The organism is Paraburkholderia sp. GAS42 (assembly GCF_050436565.1).
Taxonomy (GTDB): domain Bacteria; phylum Pseudomonadota; class Gammaproteobacteria; order Burkholderiales; family Burkholderiaceae; genus Paraburkholderia.
The window spans coordinates 362993-380227 of record NZ_JBNDML010000003.1; the positions used below are offsets into that span (position 1 = coordinate 362993).

General features: G+C 62.7%; 16 protein-coding genes and 5 tRNA genes. 15 read left to right on the forward strand and 6 right to left on the reverse strand.

Annotated elements, in window-relative coordinates; all coding sequences use genetic code 11:
* Positions 1-40: 40 nt before the first annotated feature.
* The 7 genes from gltX to P3T16_RS06605 all read left to right on the forward strand — a co-directional run bounded on the left by gltX (position 41) and on the right by P3T16_RS06605 (position 3006).
* Positions 41-1450 carry a glutamate--tRNA ligase gene (gltX, locus tag P3T16_RS06575; RefSeq protein WP_429341621.1) on the forward strand — a complete coding sequence of 470 codons (1410 nt, stop codon included), beginning with the start codon at positions 41-43 and terminating at the stop codon, positions 1448-1450.
* 127 nt (positions 1451-1577) lie between these two features.
* Positions 1578-1653, forward strand: a tRNA-Ala gene (locus P3T16_RS06580).
* 152 nt (positions 1654-1805) lie between these two features.
* Positions 1806-1881, forward strand: a tRNA-Glu gene (locus P3T16_RS06585).
* A gap of 80 nt (positions 1882-1961) precedes the next feature.
* Positions 1962-2038: transfer RNA gene (locus P3T16_RS06590), tRNA-Asp, on the forward strand.
* 60 nt (positions 2039-2098) lie between these two features.
* A tRNA-Glu gene (locus tag P3T16_RS06595) sits at positions 2099-2174 on the forward strand.
* Between the two features lie 80 nt (positions 2175-2254).
* Positions 2255-2331 (forward strand) — tRNA-Asp (locus tag P3T16_RS06600).
* 207 nt (positions 2332-2538) lie between these two features.
* Positions 2539-3006 carry a GNAT family N-acetyltransferase gene (locus P3T16_RS06605; protein WP_429257615.1) on the forward strand — a complete coding sequence of 156 codons (468 nt, stop codon included), beginning with the start codon at positions 2539-2541 and terminating at the stop codon, positions 3004-3006.
* A 22-nt stretch (positions 3007-3028) separates the two neighbouring features.
* Here P3T16_RS06605 and P3T16_RS06610 read toward each other — a convergent pair whose 3' ends face one another.
* On the reverse strand, positions 3029-3922 hold the full coding sequence (locus P3T16_RS06610; protein WP_429341622.1) for an AraC family transcriptional regulator: 894 nt from the start codon (positions 3920-3922) through the stop codon (positions 3029-3031).
* A gap of 164 nt (positions 3923-4086) precedes the next feature.
* Here P3T16_RS06610 and rraA point away from each other — a divergent pair, with 164 nt between their 5' ends.
* Both rraA and P3T16_RS06620 read left to right on the forward strand, forming a co-directional pair.
* Positions 4087-4581 carry a ribonuclease E activity regulator RraA gene (gene rraA / locus P3T16_RS06615; protein WP_429341623.1) on the forward strand — a complete coding sequence of 165 codons (495 nt, stop codon included), beginning with the start codon at positions 4087-4089 and terminating at the stop codon, positions 4579-4581.
* 18 nt (positions 4582-4599) lie between these two features.
* The gene (locus P3T16_RS06620) at positions 4600-5001 is read left to right on the forward strand and encodes a gamma-glutamylcyclotransferase family protein (protein ID WP_429341624.1); all 402 of its coding nucleotides are present in this window, start codon (positions 4600-4602) and stop codon (positions 4999-5001) included.
* 244 nt (positions 5002-5245) lie between these two features.
* On the opposite strand, the gene aceB is transcribed toward P3T16_RS06620, so the two are convergent.
* Both aceB and P3T16_RS06630 read right to left on the reverse strand, forming a co-directional pair.
* Complete coding sequence (aceB, locus tag P3T16_RS06625) at positions 5246-6850, reverse strand: malate synthase A (RefSeq protein ID WP_429341625.1); 1605 nt, start codon at positions 6848-6850, stop codon at positions 5246-5248.
* A 56-nt stretch (positions 6851-6906) separates the two neighbouring features.
* Complete coding sequence (locus P3T16_RS06630) at positions 6907-7716, reverse strand: haloacid dehalogenase type II (protein ID WP_429341626.1); 810 nt, start codon at positions 7714-7716, stop codon at positions 6907-6909.
* Positions 7717-7867: 151 nt separating this feature from the next.
* Between P3T16_RS06630 and P3T16_RS06635 the strand changes: the two genes are divergently transcribed.
* Together P3T16_RS06635 and P3T16_RS06640 are read left to right on the forward strand one after the other, a co-directional pair.
* Entirely contained in the window at positions 7868-8770 is a 903-nt protein-coding gene (locus tag P3T16_RS06635) for a LysR family transcriptional regulator (RefSeq protein WP_429257609.1), read from the forward strand.
* Positions 8771-8954: 184 nt separating this feature from the next.
* Positions 8955-9389, forward strand: a complete 435-nt coding sequence (locus tag P3T16_RS06640; protein ID WP_429257793.1) for a universal stress protein — start codon at positions 8955-8957, stop codon at positions 9387-9389.
* Positions 9390-9667: 278 nt separating this feature from the next.
* Here the strand turns inward: P3T16_RS06640 and aceA are convergent, their stop codons facing one another.
* The 3 genes from aceA to P3T16_RS06655 form a co-directional block, all read right to left on the reverse strand.
* A complete protein-coding gene (gene aceA / locus P3T16_RS06645; protein WP_429257608.1) occupies positions 9668-10972 on the reverse strand; it encodes an isocitrate lyase in 1305 nt (434 codons plus the stop codon).
* Between the two features lie 438 nt (positions 10973-11410).
* A complete protein-coding gene (locus P3T16_RS06650) occupies positions 11411-13006 on the reverse strand; it encodes a DEAD/DEAH box helicase (RefSeq protein WP_429341627.1) in 1596 nt (531 codons plus the stop codon).
* Between the two features lie 400 nt (positions 13007-13406).
* Positions 13407-13676, reverse strand: coding sequence for an acyl-CoA-binding protein (locus tag P3T16_RS06655; protein WP_429341628.1), 270 nt, complete (start codon positions 13674-13676; stop codon positions 13407-13409).
* 168 nt (positions 13677-13844) lie between these two features.
* Here P3T16_RS06655 and tsaB point away from each other — a divergent pair, with 168 nt between their 5' ends.
* Genes tsaB through P3T16_RS06675 form a run of 4 tightly spaced genes read left to right on the forward strand, consistent with a single transcriptional unit; the run spans position 13845 to position 17089 of the window.
* Positions 13845-14717, forward strand: coding sequence for a tRNA (adenosine(37)-N6)-threonylcarbamoyltransferase complex dimerization subunit type 1 TsaB (gene tsaB / locus P3T16_RS06660; RefSeq protein WP_429341629.1), 873 nt, complete (start codon positions 13845-13847; stop codon positions 14715-14717).
* On the forward strand, positions 14714-15208 hold the full coding sequence (gene rimI / locus P3T16_RS06665; RefSeq protein WP_429341630.1) for a ribosomal protein S18-alanine N-acetyltransferase: 495 nt from the start codon (positions 14714-14716) through the stop codon (positions 15206-15208). Before tsaB ends, rimI begins: the two co-directional genes overlap by 4 nt.
* Positions 15195-16103, forward strand: coding sequence for a uracil-DNA glycosylase (locus tag P3T16_RS06670; protein ID WP_429257603.1), 909 nt, complete (start codon positions 15195-15197; stop codon positions 16101-16103). Before rimI ends, P3T16_RS06670 begins: the two co-directional genes overlap by 14 nt.
* The gene (locus P3T16_RS06675; protein WP_429257602.1) at positions 16103-17089 is read left to right on the forward strand and encodes a DUF1853 family protein; all 987 of its coding nucleotides are present in this window, start codon (positions 16103-16105) and stop codon (positions 17087-17089) included. The genes P3T16_RS06670 and P3T16_RS06675 overlap by 1 nt, the downstream gene beginning before the upstream one ends.
* Positions 17090-17235: the final 146 nt, after the last annotated feature.

Consider the following 17235-nt stretch of genomic DNA (forward strand, 5'->3'; position numbering starts at 1 on the left):
CAATGTCCGCGCGTCGGCGCCTGCCTTCGAGTAACCGCATATGACCACACCCGTCCGTACCCGCTTCGCACCGAGTCCCACTGGTTTCATCCATCTGGGGAACATCCGTTCCGCGCTGTATCCGTGGGCGTTCGCCCGCAACAAGAAAGGCGCGTTCGTGCTGCGAATCGAGGACACCGACCTCGAACGATCGACGTCCGAATCTGTCGACGCGATCCTCGAAGGGATGGAGTGGCTCGGCCTCGATTACGACGAAGGTCCGTTCTACCAGATGCAGCGCATGGACCGTTATCGCGAAGTGCTGAAGCAGATGGCGGAGAAGGACCTCGTGTACCCGTGCTACATGTCCACGGAAGAGCTCGACGCGCTGCGCGAACGCCAGCGCGTCGCGGGCGAGAAGCCGCGTTACGACGGCACGTGGCGCCCGGAACCGGGCAAGGTGCTGCCGACGCCGCCTGCAGGCGTCGAGCCGGTGCTGCGCTTTCGCAATCCGCTGACGGGCACGGTCGCCTGGGATGACGCGGTGAAGGGGCGCATCGAGATCTCGAACGAAGAACTGGACGATCTCGTGATCGCGCGTCCGGACGGCACGCCGACGTACAACTTCTGCGTGGTCGTCGACGATATCGACATGCGCATCACGCACGTGATTCGCGGCGACGATCACGTGAATAACACGCCGCGTCAGATCAACATCCTGCGCGCACTCGGCGCAGAGCCGCCGGTCTATGCTCACCTGCCGACCGTGCTCAACGAGCAGGGCGAAAAGATGAGCAAGCGGCATGGCGCGATGAGCGTGATGGGCTATCGCGATGCCGGTTACCTGCCGGAGGCCGTGCTCAACTATCTCGCGCGGCTCGGCTGGTCGCACGGCGACGCGGAAATTTTCTCGCGGGAACAATTTGTCGAATGGTTCGACCTCGAGCATCTGGGCAAGTCGCCGGCACAGTACGACCACGACAAGCTCAGCTGGCTGAACGCTCACTACATCAAGGAAGCCGACAACGCGCGTCTTGCGGGTCTCGCAAAGCCGTTCTTTGCCGCGCTGGGTATCGATGACGCGGCGCTTGCCAGCGGCGCCGATCTGACGGCTGTGGTGGGCTTGCTGAAAGACCGTGCGTCGACCGTCAAGGAGATCGCCGGGAACGCTGCGATGTTCTACCGTGAGCCGGCTCCGGAACCCGAAGCCGTTGCGCAACACGTGACCGACGCAGTGCGTCCCGCGCTCGCCGATCTGGTCAGCGCGTTGAAGAACGCGGAGTGGACGAAGGAGGGCATCGCCGCTGCGCTGAAGGCCACGCTCGGCGCGCACAAGCTGAAGATGCCGCAGCTCGCGATGCCGGTACGTCTGCTCGTCGCTGGCACGACGCACACACCTTCGATCGACAGCGTGCTGATGCTGTTCGGTCGTGATGTCGTTGTGAGTCGCATCGAGAACGCACTCGCCTGAACGATCAGCGTGGCCTGAACGAACATGTGCACAAGCGCATGCGGCTTCGAAAAAAGTCGCATGCGATGACTCAAAGGGTATTTACAAAACGGGATTCGCTATCTACAATCTCGCTTCTGTTCTGCAAGGGGGTATAGCTCAGCTGGGAGAGCGCTTGCATGGCATGCAAGAGGTCAGCGGTTCGATCCCGCTTACCTCCACCATCAGAGCAGGTTGAAGTCTTTCGCGAACGCAGTGGTTGTAGCAAAAAAGACTTCACAAACGGCAGTATGGCAGTTAGAATGGCGTTCTTCGCTGTTAACGAAACGTTGACGTTAATTAGCAGCGAGAACAAGACAGAATCTGAAAAGATTATGTCCCCTTCGTCTAGAGGCCTAGGACATCACCCTTTCACGGTGAGTACAGGGGTTCGAATCCCCTAGGGGACGCCAGACATCAGCGTCGCTTCGTAGTTAAAGCGATGTCGCTTGCAGAGATTTAGCTATCGCTCGCGGGCCACGATGCAGTAAATGGAGTGGTAGTTCAGTTGGTTAGAATACCGGCCTGTCACGCCGGGGGTCGCGGGTTCGAGTCCCGTCCACTCCGCCAGACAAAGCCCGTTCAGGTGCGCTTGAGCGGGCTTTTTCATTAAAGGTGTAAGCGTACGTTGTCCCCTTCGTCTAGAGGCCTAGGACATCACCCTTTCACGGTGAGTACAGGGGTTCGAATCCCCTAGGGGACGCCAGACATCAGCAGCGCCATAACATGCCGGCGATGCAGCTTGAGAGAGATAACCAACGCTCACAAGCCACGATGCAGAAAACTGGAGCGGTAGTTCAGTTGGTTAGAATACCGGCCTGTCACGCCGGGGGTCGCGGGTTCGAGTCCCGTCCGCTCCGCCAGATCAAGGAAAGCCCGCTGAATTTTCAGCGGGCTTTTTCTTTTTCGTCGCCGGCTTTCGCCGACTCCTGTCGCCACCTTAGCCGCGGCTTCCATTGGCGCTTTCCCGGCCGGCCCACAGTCCTCACCGGGCCGCATCGGGCAAACCGCCCTTGCCAGCGCACGCCGCCTGTCTTACCTTTGTGGGTCATCACCCCGTCCGATGCGCCATGCTCGACCCGACCGAAGTTTTGTCGCCTGCCTTCCTGTTGCGCGAAGCCAGCATGGATGACTTCGAGTTTGCAGAAGCGCTCACGCGCAACAACATGGGCGGCTACTACAAGCGACACCATCTGGTGTGGCGCGGCGATCTGTTTCTCGCCAGCTGGCGCGAGTCGGAGAATTTCATCCTCGAAGTGGATGGCGAAGGGATCGGCGTTCTGCGGGTCACCGAAGAAGGCGACTCGCTGCATATCCGCGACGTGCAGATCGCCGAAGGACATCGTCGGCAGGGTGCCGGCACATACCTGCTGAACATGTCGCACCGGTGGGCGCGAGCGCGCGGGCTGAGGGAGTTGCAGCTGCGCGTTTTCGTCGACAACCCGGCCGCGCGGCTTTATCAACGAATGGGCTTCCGTCTCGCCGGGCCGCGTCTCGCGCAGCTTGGGGCGATCCGGCATATGGCACGCCGCGTCTGATACCTTCGGTACCAGCGTGCCGCTATTTCAGCTGGCCGCGATGCGTGTCGTGCTCGTCCACGAGCAGATTGCTCTCGTCTTCATCCTCGCTGTGTTTGCCCTCGCGATGCTCGGCGCCACGTTCGATGAACGCACGTGGGCTCTCGCCAAACGCGCGCCGGAACATCGCAGAAAACGCACTCTGGCTTTGATAGCCCAGTTCCTGGGCGACCTGCGAAAGCGGCCGTCCCTGGCTCAACAACGGGATCGCACGCGCGAGAACGGCCTGCTGACGCCATTGCGAAAAACTCACACCGAGTTCCTGTCGAAACAGACGCGCGATGGTGCGCGTGCTGGCGCCCACGGTCGATGCCCAGCCTTCCAGAGAATCCGTATTGGCCGGGTCGGCGATGACGGCTTCGCACAGCGCCCTGAGTCGTTTCTCAGCTGGCATCGGCACCGAGAGGGGCAACGGTTCCGAGCGCGTCAGTTCATCAAGCGCCAGCGAGCCGAGTAGCTGCTCGCGTGCCACAGACAATCCAGTCGTATCGAGCGCGGCGATGACCTCACGCAGTAGCCCCGACACCTCGACCACACGGCACGTATCGAGCCCCGGCGGCACGACTGACTCGTTCACGTAGAGCGTGCGCAGAAAGGCATCCTCGACGATAACGACCTCGTGCGTGACGTAAGGCGGTACCCAGATCGCGCGCGATGGCGGCACCATCCAGGTCGTACCTGACGTTGTGATCCGCAATACGCCGCGTGACGCATACGCGACTTGCGCCCATGCGTGCGTATGACGCGCAACGCGCACGCCAGCGGGCATCGGCCGCGACCGGACGCGGATCGGGTGTGTGGGCGTCGGCGCGAATTCCGGTGGTATGTCGGCGAAATCGACGCGCGTCGATTTCGGTGTGGCAATGGGCAGGTTCATGGAGAAGCAGGATCGCAACCGGATGCAAGATGTGATGCCATTGTAGGGGCGTTGCGTGGACTTCGGCGCGGGTGTCATGCAGCGTTAGCCAGACGGCCGAGGGTTGCCTGAAATTCTTGCGGGGCATAATGCATGTCATCCGATTCATTTCTCTGGAGACATCGATGACCTTCGCAACCGCAGACCTGTGCGACGCCAATGAGGACCAGCTGGCCGCAGACACACTTCGCGTACTCGAGCCCGTGTTTCGTTTGTGGGGCCGCGCGGGTTCGTTTAGCGGCGAAGCCGTGACGTTGAAGCTGTTCGAAGACAACACGCTTGTACGCACCACGCTTGAAGAAAAGGGTGCAGGGCGCGTGCTGGTCGTGGATGGTGGGGGCAGTCTGCGATGCGCGCTCGTCGGCGGCAACCTCGGCCAGATTGCCGAAAAAAATGGTTGGGCGGGCATCGTCGTGAATGGCTGTGTGCGAGATACGCTCGAACTGAACGAATGCAATATAGGCATCGCTGCGCTCGCGACGCATCCACAACGAAGTCAGAAGCGCGGTGGCGGCGAGCGTGACGTGCCGGTACGTCTGCCGGGATCGGTCGTGCGCCCGGGCGAATGGGTCTATGCAGATATCGATGGCGTGCTGGTTGCAACCGCGCCATTGAACTGATCGGAAGAGGAAGAAGGCATGCAGAACGTATTCGTCTACGGCACGCTCCGGGCGGGCGAAGTCAACGACATCAGCGCGGCAGCCGCACGTCACGATATCGCGCCGCCCACCCTGCTCGGCACGGCAGCAGTGAACGGCCGGCTATACGATTTCAGCTCGTATCCGGGCCTCGTTGTGGATGATCGTGGTGTGCCTGTCGTGGGCGACGTCTACGAAATCGACGACGAACTTGTGGCTGTACTCGATGAAATCGAACAGGTGTACCCGGGTGTCGAAGGGCTGTTTCGCGGACGTGATGTCACGATCGAGGTCGACGGCGTGGCGGTCGCGTGCCGCATTTATCCGGTTACGAAAGAGGCGGTGGTCGGGCTGAAGGAGATTGCGTCGGGTGACTGGGTCGCGCATCGTCGCGGGCGATAGGGTGAAGCTCGCTTGCGGATACATGACCGTCAGCGGGTCCATCGGGTTTTCGTCGACGTGGTAACAGGCGCATCCACTGCCGCAACCGCAACGGGTCCGTCCTCCGCAGCGACCGCCGCCAGCGGATAAAGCGTAACGGCCCAACAGGTCTGGACCTGTTGAGCCGTTACGTCACACGCTGGAACCGCGCTAAACCCGTAGCAAAGCGCTCACGCGGGCTCGCGATCAGGCGAACGCGGCAGCATCAGATTTCCTCGTACAGCGGCAGTGTCAGAAACTCGGTGAAGCTCTCCGAGGTCGACATCTGTTCGAAGATTTCTGCCGCGCGTTCGTACGGCTTCGTGTCGCCGCCTACCGCGGTCCTGACCTTGTCGAGTTCCTGTCTGATCAGGTCGCGCACCAGCGCGGCGGTGACCTTGCGATCGTCGTCAAGCTTGCCCTTCGGCGAACGGATCCATTGCCACACCTGCGAGCGCGAGATCTCGGCAGTCGCCGCATCTTCCATCAGGTTATGGATCGGCACGCAGCCATTGCCAGCGAGCCACGAGCCCAGATAGTGAATGCCGACGTTGATGTTGTTGCGCAGACCGGCTTCGGTGATTGGCGCTTCCGGACGGAAGTCGGTCAGGTCCTTCGCGGTGACCTGCACGTCTTCACGCTGTTTGCCGATCTGGTTCGGTTTGTCGCCCAGCACCTTGACGAACTCTTCCATTGCGATGGGCACGAGACCCGGGTGAGCGACCCAACCGCCGTCGTAACCGTCGCCAGCGTCGCGTGCCTTGTCGGAACGCACACCGCCCATCGCCTTGTCGTTGGCGGCGGGGTCATTCTTGATCGGGATCAGCGCGCTCATGCCGCCGATCGCGGGTGCGTTACGACGATGACATGTCTTGAGCAGCTGCAAGGCGTAAGCGCGCATGAACGGTACGGTCATCGTGATCTGCGAACGGTCCGCCAGACAGAAGTCCTTGTCGTTCTTGAACTTCTTGATCGCCGAGAAGATGTAGTCCCAACGGCCCGCGTTCAGGCCCGAGCTGTGCTCGCGAAGTTCGTACAGGATCTCATCCATTTCGAACGCCGCGAGAATCGTCTCGATCAACACTGTCGCGCGAATCGTGCCGCGTGGAATGCCAACCGCTTCCTGAGCCGCGACGAAGATGTCGTTCCACAGACGCGCTTCAATGTGGCTCTCCAGCTTCGGCAGATAGAAGTACGGACCCGAGCCGCGTGCCACCAGTTCCTTCGCGTTATGGAACAGGAACAGCGCGAAATCGAAGATGCCGCCGGACACGCGCTGGCCGTCTACCGTCACATGCTTCTCGTCGAGATGCCATCCGCGCGGACGCACGATCAGCGTCGCGACCTTGTCGTTGAGACGGTACGACTTGCCGTTCTGCTCGAGCGAGATCGTTTTGCGCACTGCGTCTTTCAGGTTGAGATGCCCGGTGATCAGGTTGTCCCAGCTTGGCGCGTTCGAATCCTCGAAGTCCGTCATGTACGAATCCGCGCCCGAATTCAGCGCGTTGATGATCATCTTGCGTTCCACCGGCCCGGTGATCTCGACGCGACGGCATTCGAGATCCTTCGGCAGCGCCGCAACCTTCCAGTCGCTGTCGCGGATGTGCTGCGTTTCAGCGAGGAAGTCGGGGCGCTCGCCGGCGTCGAGGCGCTTCGTGCGTTCGGCGCGCACCTTCAACAGTTGCTGGCGACGTGGCTCGAACACGCGATGCAGATTCGCAACGAGGTCCAGCGCGTCGGGCGTGAGAATCGATTCGAAGCCCGGCTTGATTTCAGCGGTGATCCGCATGCCCTGCGGCAGTGGCAACGACAACGACGATGTATTCGTCATGGTTTCTCCCTTGGTCGGTCAGATTATGAAATTGCGATGAGGTGTTGCATGCCCGTTCAATGCCGTTCATTCCGCGTGGCACCAGGGCTGTGGCGCGTGCGGCCTGAACTTTTGTCGGGCGGCGAAAGCGAAAGGGTGTCCAGAAACACGGACAGATCGGCGAGACTTGCGCCGGTGCCATGCGGGCTGACGCCGAGTTCCTCGGCCGGCCCGTGCGCACGGTTGATCCAGAAAGTGGTGTAGCCGAACCACGTCGCGCCGGCCGCGTCCCAGCCGTTCGACGACACGAACACGATCTCGCGCGGCGTCGCGCCGAAGGCGGCCGTGCCGAGCGCGTAGGCGGCCGGCGCAGGCTTGTAGGCGCGCACCGCGTCGACTGACAGCACGTGATCGAAGAGGCCGGTCATTCCCGCGCTCTTGATGGCGATATCGAGCATCTGCGGGTTGCCGTTCGACAGAATCGCCAGGCCGATGCGCTCTCCGGCACCACCATCGGTGCCGCTGGCTTTACGGTCGCGCAACTGGCGCAGCGCCGGCACGGCGTCGGGGAAGGCGGAGAGGCACGCGTATTCGTCCATCAGGCGCTTTTCGGCGGCCGTGTTCAGCGTGAGGCCGAGCTTGCGCGCGGAGAAGCGCAATGCGTCGAGCGTGATGGTCCAGAACGGTTCGTAGCGCGCACCGCCGGTATCCGACAGCGTACGCAACTGTGTGTATTCGATCTGCTTTTGACGCCACAGCGGCGAAAGTGCATCGCCGTGGCCGGGGAACATCTGCTCTGCGGCAGCGACGACCGAATGCACGTCGAAAAGCGTGCCGTACGCGTCGAAAATCACTGCTTTGGGGAAGAGTGTCGTTGTGGCCGACATTGCCGTGCGCTCCAGTCAGAGGTCAAGACGGATTCTATTAGTGATGTCTTGCGCTTAAAAAGACCATAAACATCACTTGATCTTTTACTTTCATATACCTAATCTGGCGCTCAATGCCATTTTCAGCGTCCGCGCGACGCGCCCACTCGCCATGGACCGTTTCAAGCAGATCGAAACTTTCATCGCCGTCGCGACGCGGGGCAGCCTGTCGTCGGCTGCGCAGGCCGAAGGCGTCGCGCCAGCCATCATCGGACGCCGCATCGATGCGCTCGAAGAGCGTCTCGGCGTGAAACTGCTTGTGCGCACGACACGGAAAATCACGCTGACGTTCGAAGGCTCTGCGTTTCTCGAAGACTGCCAGCGCGTCATTCACGACATGCAGAACGCGGAGGCGAGCGTGTCGGCGGGCGGCGTGAAGGCAAGCGGGCATCTGCGCGTGTCGGCGCCGGCGGGCTTCGGGCGACGTCACGTCGCGCCGCTCGTACCGGCTTTCACGGTCGCGCATCCCGATGTATCGATCACGCTCGATCTCTCGGACCGGATGGTCGATCTGGTCAACGAAGGGTTCGACTGCGCGGTGCGGCTCGGCGAACTGCCCGATTCGTCGCTGGTGTCGCTGCGGCTGGGCGACAACCGGCGCGTCGTCGTCGCTTCGCCGGCTTATCTGGCGCGTCGCGGCGCGCCGCAGACGCTCGCCGAACTCGCCCGTCACAACTGCCTCGCGCTGGGCGCAAGCGCGAACCAGCAGCGCGGCTGGATGTTCCAGCAGGGCGATAAAACCGTATCGATCAGGGTCTCCGGCACGATGGAGTGTTCGGACGGCGCGGTGCTGCATGAGTGGTGTCTCGAAGGCTACGGGCTTGCCTGGCGCTCCTGGTGGGAAGTCGGAACGGACATCGCGGCCGGACGCCTCGTCGCGGTGCTCGACGAGTTCGCGGCCCCGCCCATCGGCATACACGCCGTGTTTCCGCAGCGTCGCCATCTGCCGCTGCGTGTGCGGCTTTTTCTCGACTTCCTGAAACATACGTACAGTCATCCAGGCTATTGGGGCTAGCGCAAAGCCACGGCCCACGAGGCTCGCGCGGGTTTCCGATATGCGGACAGACCCGCACGCGGGCCGTGTTGCTGATTTCTGCGCACTACAATCGATTCGAGGCGCCGCGCGTTGCCAGACGAACTGCACACGTCCTGCATCCCCCGGACCTGCCGGAATGCCACAGCTGACGACGGAGGGCACGATGTTCAAGCACATCCTTGTTCCGACCGATGGTTCAGATCTGTCGAAAATGGCCATCGACGGTGCAATCGATCTCGCGAGAGCCGTCGGTGCGCGCGTCACGGCGTACGCGTGTCTGCCGCAATATCCCTACTCGCCGTTCTCCGAGGTCGTGATCGAGCCGCCCGTCGATTTTCAGGAGCGCAGCGAACGCGAAGCGCGCCTGCATCTGCGGGAGGTCGAACAGGCGGCGCTCGAAGCAGGCGTCGACTGCTCCAGTGAGACCAGTGTTCATCCGTCGCCGTACCTCGGCATCATCGAGGCGGCGGAGCGGGGCGGCTGCGACGTCATCTTCATGGCATCGCACGGCAGGCGCGGGCTCGGCAGTCTGCTGATCGGCAGCGAGACCCAGCGTGTCCTCACCCATACGAAAATTCCGGTGATCGTCTACCGCTAGGCTTGGGGACCACCTTCCACCCTGGCGTCAGCCGCGTGACCGGGACCGGTGCGGCGCGTTCAGGACAGGCAAGGAAAAACGCGCCGGCGGGTAGCCGACGCGCGTTGTGTCAGTTCCCAGCACGGGATGCCGTGCCGAAACGCCTCGCAGGTGCCATTCCAGCCGCCGGTGTGTGACTGGCAGCCGGGCTTCCTTTCGTGACGGCCCTCTGCGGGGCCGTTTCTCCCTGTTTTGCCTGTCGTGCCGTTCGGGCCGCAATCAGTCCACGGTTAGCCGGATCAGGCGACCTTCTTGTCGAAGAACTGCTCGTCTTCCGTCGAGCCGTGCAGGGCCGTCGTCGACGCATCGCGCTCGACGGTTTGCGTCACAGCGTCGAAGTAGCCGGTGCCGACTTCGCGCTGGTGCTTCACCGCGGTGAAGCCCTTTTCGGCTGCCGCGAATTCAGCCTGCTGCATTTCGACGAAGGCGCTCATCTGCGTGCGGGCATAGCCGTGTGCGAGGTTGAACATTGAGTAGTTCAGCGCGTGGAAGCCGGCGAGCGTGATGAACTGGAACTTGTAGCCCATCGCGCCGAGTTCCTTCTGGAACTTCGCGATCGTCGCATCGTCGAGGTTCTTCTTCCAGTTGAACGACGGCGAGCAGTTGTACGACAGCAGTTTGTCCGGGAACTGCTTGTGGATCGCTTCAGCGAATTTCTTCGCGAATTCGAGATCCGGCTTGCCGGTTTCGCACCAGATCATGTCGGCGTACGGTGCGTAGGCGAGGCCACGCGAAATTGCCTGTTCGATGCCCGGCTTCGTGCGGTAGAAGCCTTCGATCGTGCGCTCGCCGGTCAGGAACGGCTTGTCGTTGTCGTCGATGTCCGACGTCACGAGGTCAGCCGCTTCCGCGTCCGTGCGGGCAAGCAGGATGGTCGGAGTGCCGGAGACATCAGCCGCGAGACGCGCAGCCGTCAGCTTCGCGATGTTTTCGCGCGTCGGCACGAGCACCTTGCCGCCCATGTGGCCGCATTTCTTCACCGAGGCCAGCTGGTCTTCGAAGTGGACGCCTGCGGCGCCGGCTTCGATCATCGACTTCATCAGTTCGAACGCGTTCAGCACGCCGCCGAAACCGGCTTCCGCATCAGCGACGATCGGTGCGAAGTAGTCGATATAGCCTTCGTCACCCGGGTTCTTGCCTTCTGACCACTGGATCTGGTCGGCACGCGTCAGCGTGTTGTTGATGCGCTTCACGACGAGCGGCACTGAGTTCGCCGGGTACAGCGACTGATCGGGATACATTTCGCCCGCAACGTTCGCGTCGCCGGCCACCTGCCAGCCCGACAGATAGATCGCCTTCAGGCCGGCCTTCACCTGCTGCATGGCCTGATTGCCGGTCAGCGCGCCGAGTGCGTTGACGAACGGCTCGTTGTGGATGGATTCCCACAGCTTTTCTGCGCCGCGCTTCGCGAGCGTGTGCTCGACAGGCACGGAGCCGCGCAGACGCACCACGTCTTCAGCGGAATACGTCCGCTTGATGCCCTTCCAGCGCGGATCGGTGTCCCATTGCTGTTGAAGTTGTTGAGCCTGTTGTTGACGTGACATGGTGTGCTCCTTTGATTTGCCGTAATAGGGTGGATCAGTTGACTCGTGTCTCCTGCGATTCGGGCTTTCCGGCTGCTCCGTTTCGTGAAGTCTTATATAAGAGTCTAGGCAAATCGAGCCAGGTGCAACAGCCATGATCTCAGCTTTGCTTGAGATTTTTTATTGTTATAAATCAATGGTATATTTGTTTTATTTCACAATGAGAAACGCAATTTCCCCTGTTGCAACAGCTTATGTTGTGCCACGCAACACGATTTTTTACGACGCAAAAAATTTTTCCACATTGTGAAATTTCGAAGGTGCGGCGAGAGGGCGAAAAAAAACCGGTGCATGAGCACCGGTTTTCCTTGATACCTGATACGGCACGGGGCCGCTTGCATCGATATAGACACAGCTTAGGGGTCTGCATACACCGCAGACCCGCCGCCTGTGACTGTTTTAGCTGCCGCGACGCGCCGTACGCGGACCGTCGCTGCGACGGGCGCCGTAGCCACCGTCACGCGAGCCGCCGTAGCCTTCACGCGAACCGCCGCCTGCCGACTTGCCTGCCCAGCCGCCGCCGCCCGTGCGAGCGCCGCCGCCGTTGCCAGCCGGCTTGCCGTCGCCAGTGCCGCTACCGAAGCGACGGCCACCGCCGCTGCCACCACCCGGACGGCCACGGCCGCCGAAACCCGGACGGCCATTGCCCGACGGAGCCGATTTGCGCGGCTCGAAGCCTTCAACGACGTTGACCGGCAGCGGTGTACGCACGAAACGCTCGATGCGCTTCAGCGCGCCCTGTTCGGCGTGATGCACGAGGCTGACTGCGATACCCGAGCGACCGGCACGGCCAGTACGGCCGATACGGTGCACGTAGTCTTCAGCGAACTTCGGCAGATCGTAGTTGAACACGTGCGTGATGCCCGGAATGTCGATGCCGCGAGCAGCCACGTCCGTTGCCACGAGGACACGTACCTTGCGATCGCGCAATGCCTTGATCGTGCGGTTACGCGCGCCCTGCGGCAGATCGCCATGCAGCGCGGCCGATTCGAAACCGGCGTCGGCGAGACGGCCAGCCAGCTGGTCCGCTTCGTTCTTCGTTGCCGTGAACACGATGGCCTGGTCGAGGCCGGAGTCGCGCAGCAGATGGTCGAGCAGGCGATCCTTGTGATCGCGGTCATCGACGTAATGCACGGTCTGCGCAATGTTCGTACGCTGTTCCATGCGCTGGACGATTTCGATGCGTTCCGGATCCTTCAGCAGGCGGCCGATCAGCGAACCGATCTTGCCGTCGAGCGTGGCCGAGAACAGCATCGTTTGACGCGATGTGGGTGTCGCCTTGACGATCGTTTCGATGTCTTCGATAAAGCCCATGTCGAGCATGCGATCGGCTTCGTCGAGGACGAGGATCTGCAGTTGCGACAGGTCAATACGGCCGCGTTCCAGGTGGTCCAGCAGACGGCCCGGCGTTGCGACGAGAATTTCGGGGTTCTTGGCGAGCAGCATCAACTGCTGGCCGTACGCCACGCCGCCCAGAATGCTGACGGTGCGCAGACGCTTAAGGTGCTTGCCGTACGTCGACGCGGCGGTGGTGACCTGCATCGCGAGTTCGCGGGTCGGCGTCAGAACCAGCAGGCTCGGACGGGCAACCGGTTGCGGACGGCGCACGCTGCGATCCGGGCCGGAGCCTGCGTTACGCGGCTGCGCAGCCTGGGTCTTTTGCAACTGGGCGAAACGCTCGATGGCCGGCAGCATGAAGGCTGCCGTCTTGCCGGAGCCGGTCGGGCTCGACACCATCAGGTCGCGGCCAGCGATAGCTGCAGGAATGGCACGCTGCTGCACCGGCGTCGGCGACGAATAGCCGGCGGCCGTCAGCGCGGAGACGATTTCCGGCGACAGGCCAAGCGACGCGAACGTCGGACCGGTCGGCGCGCCTGCTTCGACAGCGGCGGCTTCGATCGCGACGTCAGACGTGGCGATGGCGGCAGGCGTATCGAGACCGAGGGCTTGATCGGCGATGGCGTTCAACGGGCTGGGGGTATTGCTCGAAGTCATGAGAATCCTTGAAACACGGGAAGTGAAACGTCGGCGCCAATCGGCATACCCAAGTCGTCGGATTCAGCGAGCAAAGAAGCAGCGAGCAAATCGAAAAACGGGGGCAGCTCGCAACAATGAAGGCGAGCTTTTCGTTAGAAGCTGTATCGGATGCGACAAGCCGATATTGGCATTGTCGCCAGCCTGGTACTTGACGGCCCGGAAAGAGGGCCTGCTGGCAGGAGGGGACAGGTTCTAAACTGGATTGGAGCAAAACGCTACGAGGCGCTGCGCAGCAACGGCCGGAATGAAAACCGGGCAAAGCAGTGAAGCGCAGGCGCATTATATAGGGTTTTGCTGCACTGCGCCACTATCCCGGAATTGCCGGCGGCGGATGGATGGGACGGCGCCCTTGGCTATCTCAAGCTGATGCGCCGCTCTTCAGCGATTCGACCAGTTCGACATATTGCTGTTTCGCTGCGTCCTGTGCGGTGCCCTTGAGCGCCGTCCATGCGTCGTACTTGTATTTACCGACGATGTCGGTGAAACCGGGCTTGTCGCCGTGAACGTCGCCGTCGGTGGCCTGCTTGAACAACGCGTACAGACGCAGCAGCGTCAGGTTGCCCGGGCGCTCCGGCAGTTGCTTCACGTCTTCCTGGGCCTGCGCGAACAGTGCGTTGATGTCGCTCATAGTTGTTCTCCATGCTTTTCGAGATCGGCCGGTGATCATATCAAGCGTCGCCCGGCAAATGGCTGGAGCGATTCTTCCAAACGGCGCGAGCTATCGACCCGACGCCCGCGACGATGCCGATGCGGTTCGCGTCCCGGCAACGCGGGGCGCCGCATTACAATAGCGGTCATGACTCGAATCGTGCTGCTTGCCCTTGATACGTCGACCGAATTCTGCTCGGTCGCGCTTTTGTCCGCCGGTCCCGATGTGGACGCCGACGCTTCGCCTGTCAACCCGACTGTCGAGTTGCCGCGCGTATGGGTGCGTCACGAAGCGACGGGCGCGGTGTCCAGTACGCGCCTGTTGCCGGCGATCCGCGAACTTTTCGATGAAGCTGGCCTCGCGCTCGCCGACTGTGACGCCATTGCGTTCGGCGCCGGCCCCGGTTCGTTCACTGGCCTGCGCACTGCGACTGGCGTCGCTCAGGGGCTTGCGTTCGGCCTCGATATTCCGGTGGTGCCGGTCGGTACACTGCTCGCGTGCGCCGAAAGCGCGCGGCTGCGCGATCCGTCGACGAACCGGGTGCTGGCTGCGCTCGACGCCCGTATGGACGAAGTCTACTGGGCCGATTACGCGTGGGACGCCAGGCAGTGTGAGTGGCGCACGGTCCATCCGGCCTCGCTCGACGCGCCTGACAAAACTGCGATTCCTGACGCACCCTTTACATTGGCAGGCAACGCCGCCGCGGCGTTCGGCGAGCGCCTCGTGGCGGCGGCGCGTGCGCGGGTGATCGATGTCGAAGCATTGCCGCACGCGATGCCGGTCGCGATGGTCGCGCTGCGCGCGTATCGCGCGGGCCGCACGGTGCCGGCCGATCAGGCCGCGCCTGAATACATCCGCGACAAGGTTGCGCAGACGACGGCCGAGCGCATGGCCGCGAAGACCGCGCAGCACGGATCGCCGACTGGCCAGCCGGCCCAGTCCGCTCAGTCGGCCCAGTCCGCTCAGCCGGTACAGCCCGCTCAGTCCGCTCAGCCGCAGCAAGGTGAGGGCGCGCAATGAGCGGCGTGCTGCTCGCCGACCGCTACGTATCGCCGATGACAGAAGGCGATCTGGACGAGGTCGCCGCGATCGAGAAACTCGCCTACGAGTTTCCGTGGAGCCGCGGCAATTTCGCGGACTCGTTGCGCAACGGCTATTTGGGCATCTGCCTGCGCCACGTTACGGGCACACTTATCGGGTATTGCGTGCTGATGCCGGTAGTGGACGAAATGCATCTGCTGAATCTGTGCGTCGCGCCTGCGGCGCAGGGCGCGGGCGCCGGCCTGACGCTGCTGCGCGAAGCGGTACGTATCACGCGCACCGAGAAACTCGACGGGCTGCTGCTGGAAGTGCGGCCGTCCAATCACCGTGCCATCCGTCTTTATGAGCATTTTGGGTTCTCATCGATCGGACGGCGCAAGAACTATTATCCGGCGCGACATCGCAGCCGGGAGGACGCCATCGTGATGCGTTTTTCGTTTGCAAGGGAGGGCGCAGATGGCGTTCTCTGAATCGGCGCTGGAAGAACTCGGCCTCGCGCCGACGTGGGTGCGACGCGGGGTGCGGCCGGCGGTTGAAGCGATCGACGCCGTCGATGCGATCGATGCCGTCAAAACGGTCGACGCCGTCGCACAGGCAGTCGATACGTCGTTGCGATCGCAACCGCAGTCGGGGCGCGAGGTCAGCGTTACGTTGCATCAGCAACGGCCTTCCGCGCCGGACGAAGAACCCGCGTGGCTGGACGACGTTCCCGCTGAACCACCGGCCCGCGCCCGGGCGAAAACCATCGTCGCCGATGTCGACAACGGCACCGCCACCGAACCGTCGATCGCCACCCTCGACTGGGATACGCTGAGTGCGCGCGTCGCTGCCTGCGAGCGCTGCCGCCTGTGCGAAAAGCGCACGAATACGGTATTCGGCGTCGGTGACCGTAACGCCGACTGGATGCTGATTGGCGAAGCGCCAGGCGAAAACGAAGATCGCCTCGGCGAACCGTTTGTCGGCCAGGCGGGCAAGCTGCTGGACAACATGCTGCGTTCGCTGACGCTCGCGCGCGACACCAACGTCTATATCGCCAACGTGATCAAGTGCCGGCCGCCCGGCAATCGTAATCCCGAGCCTGACGAGGTGGCGCGCTGCGAGCCGTATCTGCAACGTCAGGTGTCACTCGTCAAACCGAAGGTCATCGTCGCGCTTGGCCGCTTTGCCGCGCAGAGTCTGCTGAAGACCGAGGCAAGCATTTCGTCGCTGCGCGGTCGCGTGCACGAGTACGAAGGTGTGCCGGTCATCGTCACCTATCACCCGGCGTATCTGCTGCGCAGCCTGCCGGACAAGGCGAAAGCGTGGGCCGACCTGTGCCTCGCGCGCGATACGTGGCAGAAAGCGGCCGGCGCGCCGTCCCGCTGATGAATGCCGCCGTCGGGCCCGTGGCGGATGCCGCAGCGCCTGCCGCGCGGCTCGACCTGCTGCGCGACGCCGTCGTACGCGATCTCGCCTGGCTTCTCTTCAGCCCGGATCTGTTGCGTGCGCAACCACCTGCAGGCATGCTCGCGCGCCTCTTCGAAACGGCCGCCGAGGAAACCGCTACGATCGACTGGCTGTGCGCACTCGATGCCGCGCCGGAAAGCCTGCATCGACACATCGCCGCGTCGCGGATCACGCGACTCGGCCGGTACGCGGAGTGTCTGCTCGGCTGGTTTCTTCAACATGGACCGGCGGCGCGGCTCGTCGCGGCGAACATCGCCTTGAGGCGCGCGGGCGTGACGCTCGGCGAATGTGATTTTCTGGTGGAAACGGCGAGCGGTCGGCGGCTGCATTGGGAGCTCGCGGTGAAGTGCTATCTGCATGCCGGTGACGGTCGCTCGGAACTGGCGGATTACGTCGGGCCAAATCTGCAGGATCGCTTCGATCTGAAGCTATCGCATCTCCTCGATCATCAACTGCCGCTCAGCGCGCGCGAAGAATTTGTGACGCTCGGGCATCGCGGTCCATGGGAACCACAGATGTTCATCAAGGGATGGCTGTTCTACGGCGTCACGGACAGCGATGCCGGTTCGCGTCACGAAGCGCCGCAGATCGATCCCGCCCACGCGCGCGGCTGGTGGTCGACCCGTGCGGACTGGCCGGCGTTCGCGGCAACCCAGGCGGATGCGTGGAAGGTGTTGCCGCGTCTCGAATGGCTGGCGCCGCGCCGTTATGAGGCGCGTGGGGCGTCGCCGGAAACGGCGTTCGTCGATGCCGCCACGCTGTTTACCCAGTTCGAACGGCAAACCGGTCCAACGATGGTTGCGGCATTCGCGCTCGATGAGGCGGGGCGGTGGATCGAGCAGTCACGCGGCTTTGTCGTTCCCGACGACTGGCCGCGACGCGGTCAGGCGTTCGCGCGTCAGTGATCGGGTCGGCCGGTACGTGGCGGTGTTGGTCTCGAACCAGCCACCGAAATCCGCCGCTTAAGGACGCCGTCCGCGGGTTCGCCGACACAAGGCATCGCCGTTCTTAACCCCTGCGGTCAATGTCGCGCTTCAGTGACTTTCGTTGG

What these genes read in the sequence shown, in the direction of transcription:
- P3T16_RS06655 (WP_429341628.1), bottom strand. Translation starts at nt 13,676, where the DNA reads ATGAGCGACATCAACGCACTGTTCGCGCAGGCCCAGGAAGACGTGAAG.
- P3T16_RS06650 (WP_429341627.1), bottom strand. Translation starts at nt 13,006, where the DNA reads ATGACTTCGAGCAATACCCCCAGCCCGTTGAACGCCATCGCCGATCAA.
- rraA (WP_429341623.1), top strand. Translation starts at nt 4,087, where the DNA reads ATGACCTTCGCAACCGCAGACCTGTGCGACGCCAATGAGGACCAGCTG.
- aceA (WP_429257608.1), bottom strand. Translation starts at nt 10,972, where the DNA reads ATGTCACGTCAACAACAGGCTCAACAACTTCAACAGCAATGGGACACC.
- P3T16_RS06670 (WP_429257603.1), top strand. Translation starts at nt 15,195, where the DNA reads ATGGCGTTCTCTGAATCGGCGCTGGAAGAACTCGGCCTCGCGCCGACG.
- P3T16_RS06610 (WP_429341622.1), bottom strand. Translation starts at nt 3,922, where the DNA reads ATGAACCTGCCCATTGCCACACCGAAATCGACGCGCGTCGATTTCGCC.
- P3T16_RS06605 (WP_429257615.1), top strand. Translation starts at nt 2,539, where the DNA reads ATGCTCGACCCGACCGAAGTTTTGTCGCCTGCCTTCCTGTTGCGCGAA.
- P3T16_RS06640 (WP_429257793.1), top strand. Translation starts at nt 8,955, where the DNA reads ATGTTCAAGCACATCCTTGTTCCGACCGATGGTTCAGATCTGTCGAAA.
- P3T16_RS06620 (WP_429341624.1), top strand. Translation starts at nt 4,600, where the DNA reads ATGCAGAACGTATTCGTCTACGGCACGCTCCGGGCGGGCGAAGTCAAC.
- P3T16_RS06630 (WP_429341626.1), bottom strand. Translation starts at nt 7,716, where the DNA reads ATGTCGGCCACAACGACACTCTTCCCCAAAGCAGTGATTTTCGACGCG.
- rimI (WP_429341630.1), top strand. Translation starts at nt 14,714, where the DNA reads ATGAGCGGCGTGCTGCTCGCCGACCGCTACGTATCGCCGATGACAGAA.
- P3T16_RS06635 (WP_429257609.1), top strand. Translation starts at nt 7,868, where the DNA reads ATGGACCGTTTCAAGCAGATCGAAACTTTCATCGCCGTCGCGACGCGG.
- tsaB (WP_429341629.1), top strand. Translation starts at nt 13,845, where the DNA reads ATGACTCGAATCGTGCTGCTTGCCCTTGATACGTCGACCGAATTCTGC.
- P3T16_RS06675 (WP_429257602.1), top strand. Translation starts at nt 16,103, where the DNA reads ATGAATGCCGCCGTCGGGCCCGTGGCGGATGCCGCAGCGCCTGCCGCG.
- gltX (WP_429341621.1), top strand. Translation starts at nt 41, where the DNA reads ATGACCACACCCGTCCGTACCCGCTTCGCACCGAGTCCCACTGGTTTC.
- aceB (WP_429341625.1), bottom strand. Translation starts at nt 6,850, where the DNA reads ATGACGAATACATCGTCGTTGTCGTTGCCACTGCCGCAGGGCATGCGG.